This window comes from Flavobacterium sp. KMS (assembly GCF_000813005.1).
Taxonomy (GTDB): Bacteria; Bacteroidota; Bacteroidia; order Flavobacteriales; family Flavobacteriaceae; genus Flavobacterium.
The window spans coordinates 20055-36998 of record NZ_JSYP01000016.1; the positions used below are offsets into that span (position 1 = coordinate 20055).

A 16944-nucleotide genomic window follows, 5' to 3' on the forward strand; every position below is an offset into this window, starting at 1 on the left:
TACACTAAAACTATGTTATTATTCTGCTAAAAAACATAAATATTTTTTAAAACATTAGACTTTTATCATTAATTTTACTGCCGTGAAATGGATTAACATCATATTATCAGTTTATTTAATCGTGCTATCGTGCTTGCCTTGTGCAGATACGCTGGAAAACGAAACTAAATCGCATACAAGCGAAATAGTAAGTAAAGATAATGGTCATCAATCTCACACAAAAGGATTGGACCTTTGTGCTCCTTTCTGTAGTTGTAATTGTTGTGCAGCTCAAGTTTTAACTGCAGCTCCTGCTATTACATGGATTTTTAATGAAGAAACAGCTCTTATTAAAAAACCTTTATCATCTTACCATTCAATTCTTGCTTCCAATTTCTACGGAAGTATTTGGCAACCGCCCCAAATAGTATAATGTAGCCCGCCCCGACGCTTCGGGATACGGGTAAATGTGTTGTGGTGTACCACAAAAAAACAGGCGATTTCTCGTCCTGATTTCTCATTCATTATATCCCGAAAATGTTAGATAAGATTATACAATTTAGTATAAAGAATAAATTCATTATACTATTACTAACCTTGGTTCTTATAGCCTGGGGAAGTTTTTCACTTAAAAATTTACCGCTCGATGCGCTTCCTGATATTACAAATAATCAGGTGCAAATTATTACTACCGCTCCTACTCTTGCAAGTCAGGAAGTAGAACAATTAATAACCTATCCGATAGAACAATCTCTAAAAACAATTCCGAAAGTAATTGAACTTAGAAGTATTTCTCGTTTCGGATTATCGGTTGTTACAGTTGTTTTTGAAGAAAATGCCGACACTTATTGGGCACGTGAACAAGTATTTCAGAGATTAAAACAAGCCGAAGAAAACATTCCTAAATATGCCGGAACGCCAGAATTGGCTCCAATTACAACAGGTCTTGGCGAAATTTATCAATATGATGTTTATGCCAAAAAAGGCTACGAAGACAAATACAATGCTACAAGTTTAAGAACGATTCAGGATTGGATAATCGTTCCTCAATTACAAGGAGTAAAAGGTGTTGCCGAAGTAAGTACCTGGGGCGGAAGCGTAAAGCAATACGAAATTGCAGTTGATCCAAACCGATTAAATAGTGCCGGAGTAACAATTACCGAAATTTTTGACGCTCTCGAAAAAAACAACCAAAATACTGGTGGTGCTTATATCGAAAAAGATGAATTCGCTTATTTTATTCGTGGTGTTGGTATGGCATCTGGAATAAAAGATATAGGAAACATTGTTATTAAAAACAGAAATGCTACTCCTATTTTAGTTCGCGATGTAGCAACTGTACAATTAGGTAATGCCATTCGTTTTGGAGCAACAACCAAAGATGGAAAAGGAGAAATTGTAGGTGGTTTAACGCTAATGCTAAAAGGAGAAAACTCCAAAGCAGTTGTAGAACGCGTAAAAGAAAAAATGATTGAGGTAAACAAAATGTTACCTGAAGGAGTTGTTGCCGAAGCATTTATTGACCGAAGTAAATTAGTCGATAACGCCATAGGAACAGTTACTAAAAACTTGCTGGAAGGAGCTTTAATTGTAATCTTTGTACTGATATTATTCTTAGGAAACCTTCGTGCTGGACTAATTGTAGCTTCTGTGATTCCGCTAGCCATGCTTTTTGCTGTAATCTTAATGAATGCCTTTGGCGTAAGCGGAAACTTAATGAGTCTTGGAGCAATTGACTTTGGAATTATTGTCGATGGTGCCGTAATTATTGTCGAAGCCACGATGCATCATTTGCAAAAACTCAAGAAGAAAAAAGAATTAACCCAATCTGAAATGGACGAAGAAGTGTATGCTTCGGCTTCAAAAATCAGAAATAGTGCTGCTTTTGGAGAAATCATCATCCTGATTGTTTATCTCCCAATATTAGCTTTGGTTGGAACCGAAGGAAAAATGTTTAAACCAATGGCAATGACAGTTGGTTTTGCCGTTATTGGTGCATTTATATTATCGCTTACTTATGTCCCGATGATGAGTGCTATGTTTTTATCTAAAAACACTGAGCATAAACCAAACTTTAGTGACAGAATGATGGCTTGGTTCGAAAAAATATATGCACCATTCTTAGATAAAGCATTGCGTTTTAAGAAAGCTGTTTTGGGTATTGCCGTTACATTATTTGTTCTTGCTCTTGTAACGTTTCAAAACATGGGAGGAGAATTTATTCCTACTATCGAAGAAGGAGATTTGGCCATTAATGCTACGATCATGACAGGAAGTTCTTTATCGCAAATGATAAAAACAACAACGCAATATGAGAAAATGCTTAAAGCAAAATTTCCAGAGATTAAAACCATTGTAACCAAGATAGGAAGTGGCGAAATCCCAACCGATCCGATGCCTATAGAAAGTGGAGATTTGATTATTGTGCTAAAAGACAAAAAAGAATGGACGAGCGCAGATAATTGGCAAGACCTTGCACATATGATGAAAGAGGAAATGGAAAAAATTCCTGGAGCCAATATCGAAGTTTCTCAGCCTATTCAAATGCGTTTTAACGAATTAATGACGGGTAGCCGAAGTGATATTGCTATTAAAATTTTTGGAGATAATCTGGATGTTCTGGAAAGAAAAGCCAATGAATTAATTTCAAAAATAAATAAAATTGAAGGTATTGGTGACCTTAAAGCCGATAAAGTAAGTGGATTGCCTCAGATTACCATAAAATATGATTATGATAAAATCGCCTTGTATGGTCTGAATATCGAGGATTTAAACAAAATTCTTCGTTCTTCGTTTGCAGGAGAAGCTGCTGGTAAAATCTATGAAGAAAACAGACGATTTGATATCGTAGTTCGTATGAACAAAGACAATCGTAACGACATTAACGATGTGAGTAATTTATTTATTCCGTTACCAAATGGTCAGCAAGTGCCACTTTCGCAAGTTGCAACTGTCGATTATGAGCAAGGTCCAGTACAGGTAATTCGTGAAGACGGTAAACGTAGAATAACTATCGGACTAAATGTTCGCGGACGTGATGTAAAAAGTGTTGTAGAAGAAATTCAGCAAAAACTGGACAACAATTTCAAACTTCCTGCAGGATATTATGTTACTTACGGAGGACAATTTGAAAACTTAATCGAAGCTAATAAGCGTCTTTCTATTGCTTTACCAATCGCTTTGTGTTTAATTTTGGTATTACTTTATTTCACTTTTAAAAGCACTAAACAAGCCGCTTTGATATTTACCGCAATTCCGCTTTCGGCAATTGGTGGTGTATTTGCATTGTGGATGCGTGGAATGCCGTTTAGTATTTCGGCAGGAATTGGTTTTATTGCTTTATTTGGAATTGCAGTTTTAAACGGAATTGTACTAATATCCTACTTTAACCAGCTTAAAGCCGAAGGTATTACAGATCCTTTACAACGTGTATTAATTGGAACCAAAACAAGATTACGTCCTGTTTTAATGACCGCAGCCGTAGCCTCTTTAGGTTTCTTACCAATGGCATTATCTACTAGTGGCGGTGCCGAAGTACAAAAACCTCTTGCAACAGTTGTAATAGGCGGTTTATTCTCGGCTACATTACTTACGCTTATTGTTTTGCCGATACTATACTTATTATTCGAAACAAAAATTAAAAGAAAAACGACAATGATAAAACCTATAGTAACAGTGCTTTTATTACTTATTAGCAGCTTTTCTTTTGCACAAAACAACCAACCTATTGGTTTGGATAAAGCAATCGAAATGGCAAAAACTAATAGTATTAATTTGAAAATTGCTGATAAAGAGATAGAAAAACAAACGGTGCTTAAAAAGACAGCATTTCAACCCGACCCTCTGCAAGTAGAATATCAGGGAGGGCAATTTAATAGCGCTTCATATGACAATAATGTTTCGGTACAGCAATATTTTCCTATCGGAAAAATTACCAAAGCCAACCGACAATTGCAGGAAGAACTGGTAAAGCTAGCCGAAAAGCAAAAAGCTTTATCCGAATATGAAATCGAAAAAGCAGTAACATTAGCCTATTATCAATATCTATATGGTGTTTCTGTTCAAAAACTAAATACCGAATTATTCAATGTGTATGCTTTGTTCCTAAAAAATGCAGAACTTCGTTTTAAAACAGGCGAAAGTGGTAATATAGAAGTTATTAGCGCAAAGGCTAAATCTAAAGAAATTGAGACACAAAAAGCACAATTAGAATACGATTTGGCTATTTATCAGAAGCAATTACAGTTTTTTGTTCGAACAAAAGAAAACATTGTCCCTGATAGTACTACACCGCTTCAATTTGCTTCTCTTACGGAATCTAATAAATCGAAAGTAGAAGGTTTGATGAATGATTATTATCAGCAACAAATTTCGGTTTTCCAAAAAGAAGCCAATACGTTTAAAGCACAACGTACACCAAAATTAGGTTTAGGTTATTTTGCTCAAACTATCGATACTAAATCTATGTTTCAAGGATTTACAGCTGGTTTACAAATTCCGTTGTTTGGAGGTGTAAATACGGCTAAAGCCAAAGCAGCTTCGATAAGTATTGCGCAATCACAACTGGAATTAGAGAAAAATCAATTTTCACTGGAATTACAAATGCAGGAACTGCAAAATGAATTTGAAAAACAGGAAAAAGGACTGCATTACTATCAAACTGAAGGTTTGCACTATGCAGAACAAATTATTACAACAGCACAAAAAAGTTATGCCAACGGAGATATGAGTTATTGGACGTATATCAGTTTTTTAAATCAAGCAATTGATATCAAAAAACAATATGCTGAGACTTTGAATACATATAATCAAAGTGCCATTCGATTACAATTTCCAACAATTTCCAATAACTAATATTCCATACAATGAAAAATATAAAGAACACAATACTCCGAACTTCTACTCTACTTCCAATTGCTTTTTTAATGCTGGCTTTAACATCTTGCAACGAAAAGAAAACAGAAGAAGCACATGAAGAAGAAAAAGAACAAACAGAAGTATCGCTAACCGAAGCGCAATTTAAGACAGTTGGGATTCAATTTGGTAAAGTCGAAAATCGCAACCTCAACACTATTATTAAAGCCAATGGATACACAACAGTTCCTCCCCAAAATTCGGCTCAAATAGCTACATTACTTGGCGGAACAGTTAGAGACATCTTTGTTCTGGAAGGTACTTTTGTAAATAAAGGAAAAGTTTTGGCAACCATCCAGAATCTTGAAGTTGTTGGAATGTTAGAAGATTATAAATCGGCTACAGCCAATATCGAGTATTTGCAATTGGAATACAATCGTCAGAAAACATTGGCTGATGAAAATGTAAATCCCCGAAAAATATTTCAGGAAGTAAAAGCAAAACTAGCTGTAGAAAAAGCAAGAGCGCAAGCTGCAAAAAACAGATTGCAAGCATTGAATGTAAGCACAAGCAGTAACAGCGCATTAATACCTATTACATCGCCAATAAGTGGTTATGTGGGGAAAATAAGCATTGCCAAAGGCGCATTTGCAGATACAGGAATCCCGTTGTTTGAAGTTGTTGATAATAGCCAGATGCACTTAGATTTAAATGTATATGAAAAAGATTTAGGTTCAATTTCAATTGGTCAGGAAGTCGATTTTATTCTTACCAATCAATCTAATAAATCGATAAAAGGAAAAATATTTGGTATCAATAAATCGTTTTCTAACGAAAGTAAAACTGTTGCGGTTCACGCCAAAATAAACCCAGATGATGCCAAAGGATTAATATCAGGAATGTATGTTTCGGCTAATATCAATTTAAACAGTGCCACAGTTCCATCTTTACCTAAAGCAGCTGTTGTAAAAAATGGGGACAAATTTTTTATCTACATAAAAGAAGATTCACATCCTCATCCTGAAAAAGGAGCGAAACAAGAATCTGAAGCAGAACACAAAGAGGAGCATGAAGAAATACACTTTAAAGCAATAGAAGTTATTCCTGGTACAACCGATATGGGATATACCGAAATAAAATTTGTAACTTCAATCCCTGAGAATAGTCAAATTGTTACACAGGGTGCTTTCTACTTATTAGCAGCCCAAAAAGGCGGTGGAGAGCACACACATTAATTTTTATATGAATAATAAGCAACATTGGGAAAATGTATTCACGACCAAAACTCCAAATGAAGTAAGCTGGACACAAGAATATCCTAAAACTGCAATAGATTATATAGAAAACATAAAACTATCAAAAACTGCCAATATCATTGATGTTGGCGGTGGCGATAGTAATCTGGTCGATGCCTTATTAGACAAAGGTTTTCTAAACATTTGGATATTGGATATTTCTGCTGCTGCACTAGAAAAAACAAAAACACGCTTAGGCGAAAAAGCTAATTCCGTACATTGGATTGTCTCGGATATTACAGAATTTATCCCTGATGTAAAATTCGATTTTTGGCATGACAGAGCCGTTTTCCATTTTCTAACTAATCACGAAAGTATCAATAAATATGTCTCCATTATCAGTAATGCAGTCAATCCTAATGGTCATTTTTTATTAGGCACATTTTCAGAAAATGGACCATTAAAATGTAGCGGATTAGAAATAAAGCAATATTCTGAAAAGAATATGAAAGATACTTTCCAAAAAAGTTTTGAAACAATAAAATGTTTTACAGAAGATCATATTACACCATTTAACACAACACAGAATTTTCAATTCTGTGGATTTAAAAAGAAATAAATATGAACCATCAACATAAACCCGACGAGAATAATAAGCAAGTAGATTGTAAAGTCCCCGATAAAAAATCTTCAAAAAATACGAATTCAGGATGTTGTTCCCATGATGAGCAAGAAACTCATGATGATCACGACGGGCACGACCATTCAGGAGGAGACCAAACCGTTTTCCAGATGTTTGCTCCAGCAATAATTAGCTTTGCTTTATTAATTATTGCTATTGTTTTTGATAATTATTTACCACAAAACTGGTTTACGGGATGGATACGAATCATTTGGTATGTAATTGCCTATTTACCGGTAGGTTTTCCAGTCGTTAAAGAAGCATTAGAAAGTGCTAGAAAAGGTTCTTTCTTTTCTGAATTTTTACTCATGAGTATTGCTACAATCGGAGCTTTTGCCATTGGCGAATATCCTGAAGGAGTTGCAGTAATGTTGTTTTACGCTATTGGCGAAACTTTCCAGACACTGGCAGTTACCAGAGCAAAAGCAAACATTAAATCATTACTCGACCAACGTCCTGATGAGGTTACTATTCTGGAAAATAATCAGCCGAAAATAATTAAAGCCGAAAGCGTTCAAATTGGGGCTATTATTCAGCTTAAACCTGGAGAAAAACTAGGTTTAGATGGAGAATTACTCTCTGATAATGCTTCGTTTAATACAGCGGCTTTAACAGGCGAAAGTAAACCTGACACCAAGAGCAAAGGTGAAAGTGTTTTGGCAGGAATGATAAATCTAAACTCAGTAGCCGAAGTACGCGTTACAGCATTATATACCGATAGTAAATTATCCAAGATTCTGGAAATGGTTCAGGATGCAACCGCCAAGAAAGCGCCAACTGAATTGTTCATTAGAAAATTTGCCAAAGTATATACACCATTTGTAGTGTATTCCGCAATTGCAATCTGTTTATTGCCTTACTTCTTTGTAGATGAATATATCTTCCGCGATTGGTTGTACCGAGCATTAGTATTCTTGGTTATTTCCTGTCCTTGTGCCTTGGTTATTTCTATTCCGCTAGGTTATTTTGGAGGAATTGGAGCAGCAAGTAAAAACGGAATCTTGTTTAAAGGTTCTAGTTTCCTTGATATCATGGCAGCCATTCAAGTTGTTGTAATGGACAAAACAGGAACATTGACCAAAGGTGTTTTTAAAGTTCAGAAAGTAGTTGCGTTAGATATTCCAGAAGCAGATTTAGTAAAATATACCGCAGCGCTCGAAACCAAATCAACGCATCCAGTAGGAACTGCCATAATCGAATATGCAAAAGGTACTGAAAAAGGTGTTTCGGTTACTGATGTAGAAGAAATTGCAGGTCATGGTTTAAAAGGAAAAGTTGATGGAAACGAAATCTTGGCAGGTAATGCTAAACTATTAAAGAAATTCAACATAAGTTATGATTCCGAAATAGACAATACACCGTTTACTATAATCGTAATTGCCATTAACCAGAAATATGCAGGTTACTTTTTAATCGCCGATGAAATTAAAGAAGATGCCAAACAAGCAATTCAGAGTTTACATTCGATAAACGTAAAAACAGTTATGCTCTCGGGAGACAAAACTGCTGTTGTTAATGCTGTTGCAAAAGAACTAAATATTGATGAAGCCTATGGAGATTTATTGCCGGAGAATAAAGTCGAGAAAGTAACAGCCTTAAAAGACAAAAACCTGAAAATTGCCTTTGTAGGCGATGGTGTAAATGATGCACCAGTTGTTGCTCTTGCTCATGCAGGTATTGCAATGGGCGGTTTAGGAAGTGATGCTACAATTGAAACTGCAGATATCGTTATCCAAAACGACCAACCAACAAAAATTTATACTGCTATAAACATTGGAAAAAAAACCAAACAAATCGTTTGGCAAAATATCACTTTGGCATTTGTTGTAAAAGCTGTTGTGCTAATACTTGGTGCAGGAGGTTTAGCAACCATGTGGGAAGCAGTATTTGCAGATGTTGGAGTTGCTTTACTAGCGATTCTAAATGCAGTAAGAATTCAGAAAATGAAATTCTAGATATTCTATTAATAGTTTAAAAGGACGTTTGTACGATTTTGTATGAACGTCCTTTTTTATTCTCATTTTTGAATTGATTTCTTTTTTATAGGTTAATGTCGTTTTAATACTCTTCCAAATAAAGTTTTCGCAAAAACGCCAAGATTACACACCTTTCCTTTGCGACTTTGCGGCTTTGCGTGAAAATTTTAGTAACAATTGCCTAAAAAAGCTTTATTATTTTGGCTAAAGCCAAATCATTTATAATCAATTCAAAACCTCCTATTTTCTAAAACTCATCATTTTAAAAACCAACAACTGATAACCCTCAACCAACAACTAAAAAAAATTAAATAATATTCCTTACTTTTATACTAACTCACTTCTTAATCTACATTAAGTTACATTTTTCATAATGAGAGTAACTTTGTATAACAATAAAACAAATACATTATGAAAACTAAAAATATAGAAATAGTAGTAGCTCCAAGACAACCACATTATGTTGGTGATGGATTTAGAGTGCACAATTTTATTCCAAGTGTACCACAATTAAGCATGAAACGCATGAGCCCTTTTATCATGCTAGATTATAATTCAAAATTTTATTTCCCGCCTACAAATACTCCAAAAGGTGTTGGTGTACATCCACATCGTGGTTTTGAGACCGTAACTATTGCTTATAAAGGCAAAGTAGCCCATCATGATAGTAGCGGAGGCGGCGGAGTAATTGGCGAAGGCGATGTACAATGGATGACTGCAGCATCGGGAGTTTTGCACAAAGAATATCATGAAGAAAACTTCAGTAAAACTGGAGGCGATTTCCAAATGGTACAACTTTGGGTAAACTTACCTGCTAAAGACAAAATGTCGAAACCTAAATACCAAGGAATCACTAATGACCAAATTAATAAATATGAACTTCCTGAAAATGGTGGTCATATCGAAGTAATTGCTGGAGAATATAAAGATGTAAAAGGAACTGCATCTACCTTTACTCCTTTGCACTTACTTAATGCAAGATTACTTAAAGGCGGAAAAGCAGCTTTTAATTTCCCAGCAACTTACAACACTGCATTATTGGTTATAGAAGGTAGTATTACAGTAAACGATATTACAAACGTACCGACAAATCATTTGGTTTTATTCGAAAATGAAGGCGAAGATTTTCATATCGAAGCACAAGAAAATAGTATCGTATTGATTTTAAGCGGAGAACCAATTAAAGAGCCAATTGCTACTCACGGACCTTTTGTAATGAACACGCAGGAAGAATTAGTTCAGGCTGTAAATGATTACAATAATGGTAAATTTGGAACTCTGGAAAATTAATTTAAAAAATATAATATGTCAAACGTAAATCTAATTATTGAAGAACGCGCTGCCAGTATTGGTAATTTTATGGTAGGAAGATTATTGCCCTTTCGGCAAAAAAGAGCCGTTGGACCATTTGTATTTATTGACCATATGGGACCGGTTCATTTAAGCGAACAAGAAAATTTAGATGTTCCGCCACATCCTCACATCGGATTATCTACCCTTACTTTTTTATTTGAGGGAAGTATCATGCACAAAGATAGTTTGGGATCTGAAATAGAAATCAAACCCGGAGCAGTAAACTGGATGACAGCAGGAAAAGGAATTGTGCATTCTGAAAGAACACCACAATACTTGCGTGAATCTAAAAAAACGCTTCATGGATTACAAATTTGGGTGGCGTTACCAAAAGAATTGGAACAAATGGAACCTAATTTTGTGCATGTAGAAGCCAGTGATATTCCGAGTTGGGAAAAAGATGGAGTTTCTTATAAGCTAATTGCAGGAGAAGCTTTCGGAAAAAAATCACCAGTTCCCGTGTATAGTCCGTTATATTTTATTGAAATCAAAAGTACGACGGCTCAAAAAATAAACATCGGAAAAGATTTATTTGGCGAAAGCGGATTATATATTCTTGACGGAAGTATAAAAGCTGATGGACATACATATGACCCAAAACAAATCCTGATTGCAAACGACAGTACCTTATGCGAATTTGAAATCGCTGCCAATACAACCGTTTATATATTTGGAGGAACTCCATTTCCAGAAGAACATTTCATTTTTTGGAATTTTGTCTCATCAGACAAAGAAATATTGGAAAAAGCAAAACAAGACTGGGAAGCACAAACTTTTCCTAAAGTCCCTGGTGAAACCGATTTTGTTCCTTTACCAAAACCTCAAATACGATAAATTTATGAATACGATAACAGCAAGTATTGACACAAGAAAATACCGAACGGAAATAAAATCGGCAAGCGGTAATATCGTTATTGCTGATGAACCACAAGAAATGGGAGGAAAAAATTTGGGCTTTTCCCCTTCCGAGTTATTGGCTTCTGCATTGGCATCTTGCACATTGATTACATTACGTATGTATATTGACCGTAAACAATGGAATATTGCAGAAATTAATATTTCGGTAGATTTTGAGAGAAATTCTGAACAAAACGTTTCCTTATTAAACCGCAAGATAGAGATAACAGGAAATGTAGATGAAGCTCAAAAGGAAAGACTTTTAAAAATTGCCAATAGTTGCCCAATTCACAAAACGCTAACAAACACGATACAAATACAAACAACTTTAGACTAAATATTATGGAAATAGAACAAATAAACGAAGGAAGAAAAGGATATTATAAAGCAGTAGAAGACGGAAAAGAAGGTGGAAGAATGACCTATACTTGGGCTGGAGATACTAAATTTATAATTGACCATACCGAAGTAAATCCCGATTTTAACGGTAAAGGTGTTGGGAAAAAACTAGTTATGGCAGCAGTAACATATGCTCGCGAAAACAATCTAAAAATCATTCCGCTTTGCCCTTTTGCGAAAAGCGTATTTGATAAAACAGACGATATAAAAGACGTATTGTTTCACTAATTATTTAAGGTACTGAGGTTCTGAGATGCAAAGGGACAAAGGTTTTGAGCTGCAAAGAGGCTGAGGTTCTAAGTCCCAATCTTGTCAGACTGAGCAGAGTCAAAGAGCAATGCTGGATTTTAATTGCGCATAATAAGGAACGCGGATGACGCAGATTTACTTCGTAAAGACGCGGATAAAAACTGATTTTTTAAAATAACAATGAGAAAAAAATCCGTTTTTATCCGCGTTTTCGCCAAAGGCGAATCTGTGTCATCCGCGTTCTATTTTTTTAAAAGATTCTATAAAGGTGCACAACAGTGCGCCTTTATTTTACATTTATATAAGAAAACAACCTGTCGTTTCACCAATTTTCATCTTAATTTTCAAATGTCCTCCTAATCAATTACATTTGCATGTAATTTAAACTTACTATATGACGAGGATAATTACAGTTTTTAGTTTTTTCATAGCACAACTCTGCTTTTCACAATCAACAGCAACTTATTTAGATAAAATCAGAAATAACGAAGCGGCACTAACTGCTTTCTTTTCTCAGATGCCAAAAGGCGGTGATTTACATCATCATTTTTCGGGTTCTATCTATGCCGAACCTTTATTAGAAAGAGCTATCGCAGAAGATTTCTATTTGAATTTAGAAACCATGCAAGTTCTAAAAGCAAAACCTGCAAAAGGAAATTGGGAGACTTTTTCTTCCCTTAGAAACAGTGGAAAACTAGAATATTACAAGCAACAAATCATGCAAACCTGGTCTGCAAAAGACTACAATGGTGTTACTGTTCCTTCTGATGATTTATTCTTTGACTCTTTTGAGAAATTTTCTCCAACTATCGACGGACATTTTGCCGAAGGTATGCTTGAGCTTAAAAACAGAGCAATTAAAGAAAATGTAAGCTATATTGAAACACAATTAAACACCATTCCTTGTGATATGAATGTGGATGATTTAGCCGATTTTAATACAAAACTAAGACTAGCTGCTGCTCAAAAAGATGAAAAAGCAATTTTTAAATCTTTAGATGCACTTTATAAATCATTACAAGATAAAAATGCTGTAAAATACGCTGAGGATTTCAATACTAATTTTATAGCCAAATTACATAAAGACCTTAAAATCGATGATGCAAACTTCACAATGCGTTATCAAAACTTTGTGTTGCGCTTTATGGAGCCTGTAGATTTATTCAAAAATCTTATGATTGCCTTTATCTCTGCTGACAAAAGCAAGCTTGTAGCGGGTGTAAATATCGTTTCTCCAGAACATGGCGAAACGTCTATGAAAGATTATTGGTTACACATGGTAATGTTTAAATACTGCCATTCTCGTTTTCCAGATGTAAAATATACACTTCATGCTGGTGAACTTACATTAGGACTTGTACAACCAGAAGAATTAACATGGCATATTACTTCGGCTATTCATACTGCCGGAGCTAATAGAATTGGTCATGGTGTAGATATCGCTTACGAAGAAAACTCGTATGACTTATTGCGTTATATGGCAAAGAATAATATTCCGATTGAGATTAACTTAGTAAGTAATGAGTTTATCCTGAAAGTTAAAAATGCACGTCATCCTTTTACATTATACAAAGAATTTAATGTGCCAATTGTAATTAGTACTGATGATGCAGGAATTTTAAGAACAAACATGACGGAGCAATATGTTTTATTGGCTAGCAGATATCAGGATGTTACTTATGCAACTATTAAGCAATATGTTTACAATAGTATCAATTACAGTTTCATTCAGGATAATGCAGTTAAAAAGCAGTTACTAAAAGACCTTGATACAAGATTTAAAACTTTTGAAGCCAAATTTTCAGAGAAATAAAATATGATTCAAGAAGCAGCAGTTTTATTTGTAAAAAAAGACCAAGAAAAGGATTTCGAAAATAATTTTGCTAAAGCAAGTCAATATATAAGTTCTATAGAAGGTTATTTAGGGCACAGTCTTAAAAAATGCATGGAACAGCCCAATAAGTATCTTTTATTGGTCGATTGGCGCAATCTCGAAGACCACACAATTGGTTTTAGAGAATCGGTAGCATATCTGGAATGGAAGAAATTATTGCATCATTATTACGAGCCGTTTCCTATTGTAGAACATTTTGAAACTGTTTTTGAGAATAAAATCTAGTTAGCTTTTAACCACAAAGTTTACAAAGGTTCATGCAAAGCTAGTAATCCCGAAGCGTCGGGATAAAATCGGTCTAACCTTTTTAATCTGTGGCAAAAACTTAAAACTCAAAACAAAATATAATTTCTGAGAATGAACATCAAACTTATCGCCATTGGCAAAACCGACAATAAATCGCTTCAAACTTTAATTGACGATTATACTAAGCGTTTGTCGTTTTATATCAAATTTGACTTGGAGATTATTCCAGATATTAAGAATGTAAAAAACTTATCGGAGAGTCAGCAAAAAGAAAAAGAAGGCGAATTGATTCTGGCAAAACTAACGCCAACCGATCAGTTAATTTTATTAGACGAAAATGGTAAAAACTTCTCAAGCGTTGGTTTCTCAGAAGAATTACAAAAGAAAATGAACTCGGGTATTAAGACCTTAGTTTTTGTAATTGGTGGACCTTATGGATTTTCGGATACGGTTTACAGCAAAGCTCAAGGGAAAATTTCGCTTTCGCTAATGACATTCTCACACCAAATGGTGCGTTTGTTTTTTATCGAACAATTGTATCGCGGGTTTACAATTTTAAGAAATGAACCTTATCATCATCAATAGATTTCTTCGTTAAAAACATAAAAAAAACCTCGCATTGCGGGGTTTCCTTTTTTCTATTCTTTATCGATTTTGTTTATGGACACGGAAAGAATTTCCGCGTTATCGTTGTGCATATTCCAACTATCGGGTTTAATTTTTTAAAGCTTCCATCACTTCTTCTTGGTAAATAAAGTTTTTAGTTTCTTTTAAATACTTTTCAAGAAAACATTTATACACATCTTCCGATTTTAATATACTTATAAATCTAGAGCAAGAAATAGCAATAAAAGTTGATAAATTGTCTGTATCTAACAATAGAATTGGATATGTTTTTTCATTAAATTTTTCTTTATTTTTCTTATCCTCAAAATACCTCTCATCACAATAAAATAAATCAATTAATACATCTATTGCAAAATCTTCTCTTAATTTTATCATCTTTTCGATATTCAAAATATAAAAATCAAAAAAACTAAAATGCAAAAAACTAACAAATTTGTTATCCAGATCAGTTTTATAAAAGTCAAATAAATTATAAACTTCAATAAGCTTATGAATTGACTCAAAATTATTCTCTACGAGTATTTTGTCTAAAAAAATCTCTATTTCATTTTTAATCTGGAAAAAATCCTCATTACATTTCTTTTTTTCTTCTCCCGAAAGAAATTTTTTATCAAATAATAATTCTATCATTACTTACTTATTTCAAAAATCTCACCTTCATTACTTTCATATTTTATTAATCCATCTTCTTTATCCCAGAAAAATGATTTCATATAATTATCACCATAATTATCGGCATTAATCTCGTCTTGAAATAAATATGCTGAATCATAAACTTTTCCTGTAGTCGATAGCACAACTTTTTGTTTAATTAATTGGGCTACACTTTTAGAAAATTCAAGCCCAAAGATTCTAAAAAATGGTGCTGTCTCATCATCAACGTTACTTTTTATAATTGAAATTTCTCCTTCACAATAAGATTCATTATGACATATTGTGGGCTTTAAATCAATATTTATTCCTTGCTTTTGTGTATCTCCAATTGTAAACCATTGGCATTTTTCATTTGTATAAAACTCCTCTTTATCTGAAACGAGAATAGTGTCAATATTTCCTTTATTACTTTTAAAAATTAACAAATCGCCTTTTTTGTATGGATCTAACCATTGCATTTCATTTTTAGTCAGATTTACTTGTCTACATGTACAAGAATATAATATTGCAACTATGAGCACTAAACTATACTTTTTCATTCTTTATCTATTTGTCTTGTCCTGAAATAGGTTTATATATCCGAGTCATCGGGTCTTTCTCTTTGCCTCACAAGCGGGGGCTCAAAATCGAATTGGTTCATTCATATCTTTTTCTACCATTATCAACTTTTTAACATACACAGCTGTTGGCCTAAGATAAGTTTCTCCAACAAGTATTTTGTTCTTGTAATAATAAATTTTTCGTTCAATACTATTTACTTTTATATCAACATTTATATTTTCTATTTTATCATTTTCTAACGAATTATACTTATTCTTTAGAAGTAAATAAAAATCTGCAAATAACACAATCAAGTTGCTTTCTTTAGAATACAAACCTAAAAAATCATCGTCCATATTAAGTTTATTCTTTTTAATTTCAATTTGGTTAACCTTAATATATAACAAACATCTACTACTTCCTAAATATTGAAATCTATCTACTGTTCCAGTAAAATGATAATCAACCTTAGAAAAATAATCATTTTGCTCTTCTTCATATTTAGCAGGTGAAACCACAAACATATGGTAAAAACACTCCTAATAATAACAAGACAAAAGCAACCACTCCTAATATTATGTATAATATTTGTTTCATATCAAAATTAATTAAACGGAGATAATAATTTCGAATAGTTGGCTACAGTTTCAGAAAAGGATTTCGGATTACCATCTTCTTTCTTATTAGTGGAGTTAACATTTCCTGATCCTTGAGTATAACCTCCAGTAATACTGGTAGAAAAACCAACTGACATCCCAATTGAACCTCCAATCGAATATAACTCCCAATTGCTTTCCTATTTATCAACCGAAACAATATCTAAAGGTACCTTACTTAAAACTCTTTCTTGAAATTCTGTCTCTATAGCTCTTTTTTTGGATCTTGAGAAATCTTCAAAATATTTCCATCCTAATAAATATTCCTTAGTTCTAAAAACAGATCGTACTGCCACACCTGGATTTTTTTCTAATTTCGCTATGGGAGGAATAACTGAAACATAATATATTTCATCATCATTGGAATCGTGCCCTTTTATGTAAAAAAGCTTTCCTTTCAGAAAATCGTAGCCAATTGTATCCCAATTGTCATATTTCTTCCATTCTAGTGGGATTTTTAATGCATTATCGTTTTTTTCAATACTATCCAGATATTCATTTAATTTTTCTTCTGTACAATTATATCTATAAATTTTACCTCCTCCTAAAGTTCCTGCAACGTTAAAATTACAAGAAATTAAAAAGGAAAAGACTGAACAAATTAATAATACTTTAGTTTTCATTACTAATCATTTTTTTTAAGTTTAAATCATATCAAACCCTATTATCATTTTTATGGTAGTCAAATTTTACGGAAAGATTT

The 16944-nt window shown here is 33.7% G+C and carries 17 protein-coding genes; 12 read left to right on the top strand and 5 right to left on the bottom strand.

The annotated features are described in order from the left end of the window. Positions 1-82: 82 nt before the first annotated feature. From OA93_RS16415 to rlmH, 12 genes are all read left to right on the top strand, one after another. Positions 83-412, top strand: a complete 330-nt coding sequence (locus OA93_RS16415; protein ID WP_039114541.1) for a DUF6660 family protein — start codon at positions 83-85, stop codon at positions 410-412. Positions 413-516: 104 nt separating this feature from the next. After that, the gene (locus OA93_RS16420; protein ID WP_039114543.1) at positions 517-4833 is read left to right on the top strand and encodes a CusA/CzcA family heavy metal efflux RND transporter; all 4317 of its coding nucleotides are present in this window, start codon (positions 517-519) and stop codon (positions 4831-4833) included. Positions 4834-4844: 11 nt separating this feature from the next. Beyond that, positions 4845-6068, top strand: coding sequence for an efflux RND transporter periplasmic adaptor subunit (locus OA93_RS16425; protein ID WP_039114544.1), 1224 nt, complete (start codon positions 4845-4847; stop codon positions 6066-6068). A gap of 7 nt (positions 6069-6075) precedes the next feature. Continuing rightward, the gene (locus OA93_RS16430) at positions 6076-6687 is read left to right on the top strand and encodes a class I SAM-dependent methyltransferase (protein WP_039114545.1); all 612 of its coding nucleotides are present in this window, start codon (positions 6076-6078) and stop codon (positions 6685-6687) included. A 2-nt stretch (positions 6688-6689) separates the two neighbouring features. Continuing rightward, positions 6690-8705: a heavy metal translocating P-type ATPase gene (locus tag OA93_RS16435; protein WP_039114547.1), complete on the top strand. Its 2016-nt coding sequence runs from the start codon at positions 6690-6692 to the stop codon at positions 8703-8705. A gap of 432 nt (positions 8706-9137) precedes the next feature. After that, complete coding sequence (locus OA93_RS16440; protein ID WP_039114548.1) at positions 9138-10016, top strand: pirin family protein; 879 nt, start codon at positions 9138-9140, stop codon at positions 10014-10016. A 15-nt stretch (positions 10017-10031) separates the two neighbouring features. Further along, the gene (locus tag OA93_RS16445; RefSeq protein ID WP_039114549.1) at positions 10032-10913 is read left to right on the top strand and encodes a pirin family protein; all 882 of its coding nucleotides are present in this window, start codon (positions 10032-10034) and stop codon (positions 10911-10913) included. Positions 10914-10917: 4 nt separating this feature from the next. After that, complete coding sequence (locus OA93_RS16450; protein ID WP_039114550.1) at positions 10918-11313, top strand: OsmC family protein; 396 nt, start codon at positions 10918-10920, stop codon at positions 11311-11313. A gap of 5 nt (positions 11314-11318) precedes the next feature. Further along, positions 11319-11603, top strand: coding sequence for a GNAT family N-acetyltransferase (locus OA93_RS16455; protein WP_035628749.1), 285 nt, complete (start codon positions 11319-11321; stop codon positions 11601-11603). Positions 11604-12018: 415 nt separating this feature from the next. Further along, positions 12019-13437, top strand: a complete 1419-nt coding sequence (locus OA93_RS16460; RefSeq protein WP_039114551.1) for a hypothetical protein — start codon at positions 12019-12021, stop codon at positions 13435-13437. 3 nt (positions 13438-13440) lie between these two features. Continuing rightward, the gene (locus tag OA93_RS16465; protein WP_039114553.1) at positions 13441-13743 is read left to right on the top strand and encodes an antibiotic biosynthesis monooxygenase; all 303 of its coding nucleotides are present in this window, start codon (positions 13441-13443) and stop codon (positions 13741-13743) included. A 132-nt stretch (positions 13744-13875) separates the two neighbouring features. Continuing rightward, positions 13876-14349 carry a 23S rRNA (pseudouridine(1915)-N(3))-methyltransferase RlmH gene (gene rlmH / locus OA93_RS16470; protein WP_035628752.1) on the top strand — a complete coding sequence of 158 codons (474 nt, stop codon included), beginning with the start codon at positions 13876-13878 and terminating at the stop codon, positions 14347-14349. 129 nt (positions 14350-14478) lie between these two features. Here rlmH and OA93_RS16475 read toward each other — a convergent pair whose 3' ends face one another. From OA93_RS16475 to OA93_RS16490, 5 genes are all read right to left on the bottom strand, one after another. Continuing rightward, positions 14479-15021, bottom strand: coding sequence for a hypothetical protein (locus OA93_RS16475; protein ID WP_039114554.1), 543 nt, complete (start codon positions 15019-15021; stop codon positions 14479-14481). After that, positions 15021-15584, bottom strand: a complete 564-nt coding sequence (locus OA93_RS16480) for a hypothetical protein (protein WP_131474495.1) — start codon at positions 15582-15584, stop codon at positions 15021-15023. The genes OA93_RS16475 and OA93_RS16480 overlap by 1 nt, the downstream gene beginning before the upstream one ends. An 81-nt stretch (positions 15585-15665) precedes the next feature. Next, the gene (locus tag OA93_RS16485) at positions 15666-16109 is read right to left on the bottom strand and encodes a hypothetical protein (protein WP_039114557.1); all 444 of its coding nucleotides are present in this window, start codon (positions 16107-16109) and stop codon (positions 15666-15668) included. Between the two features lie 80 nt (positions 16110-16189). Continuing rightward, positions 16190-16339 carry a hypothetical protein gene (locus OA93_RS25130; RefSeq protein WP_165572114.1) on the bottom strand — a complete coding sequence of 50 codons (150 nt, stop codon included), beginning with the start codon at positions 16337-16339 and terminating at the stop codon, positions 16190-16192. A 42-nt stretch (positions 16340-16381) separates the two neighbouring features. Then, a complete protein-coding gene (locus tag OA93_RS16490) occupies positions 16382-16864 on the bottom strand; it encodes a hypothetical protein (RefSeq protein WP_039114558.1) in 483 nt (160 codons plus the stop codon). Positions 16865-16944: the final 80 nt, after the last annotated feature.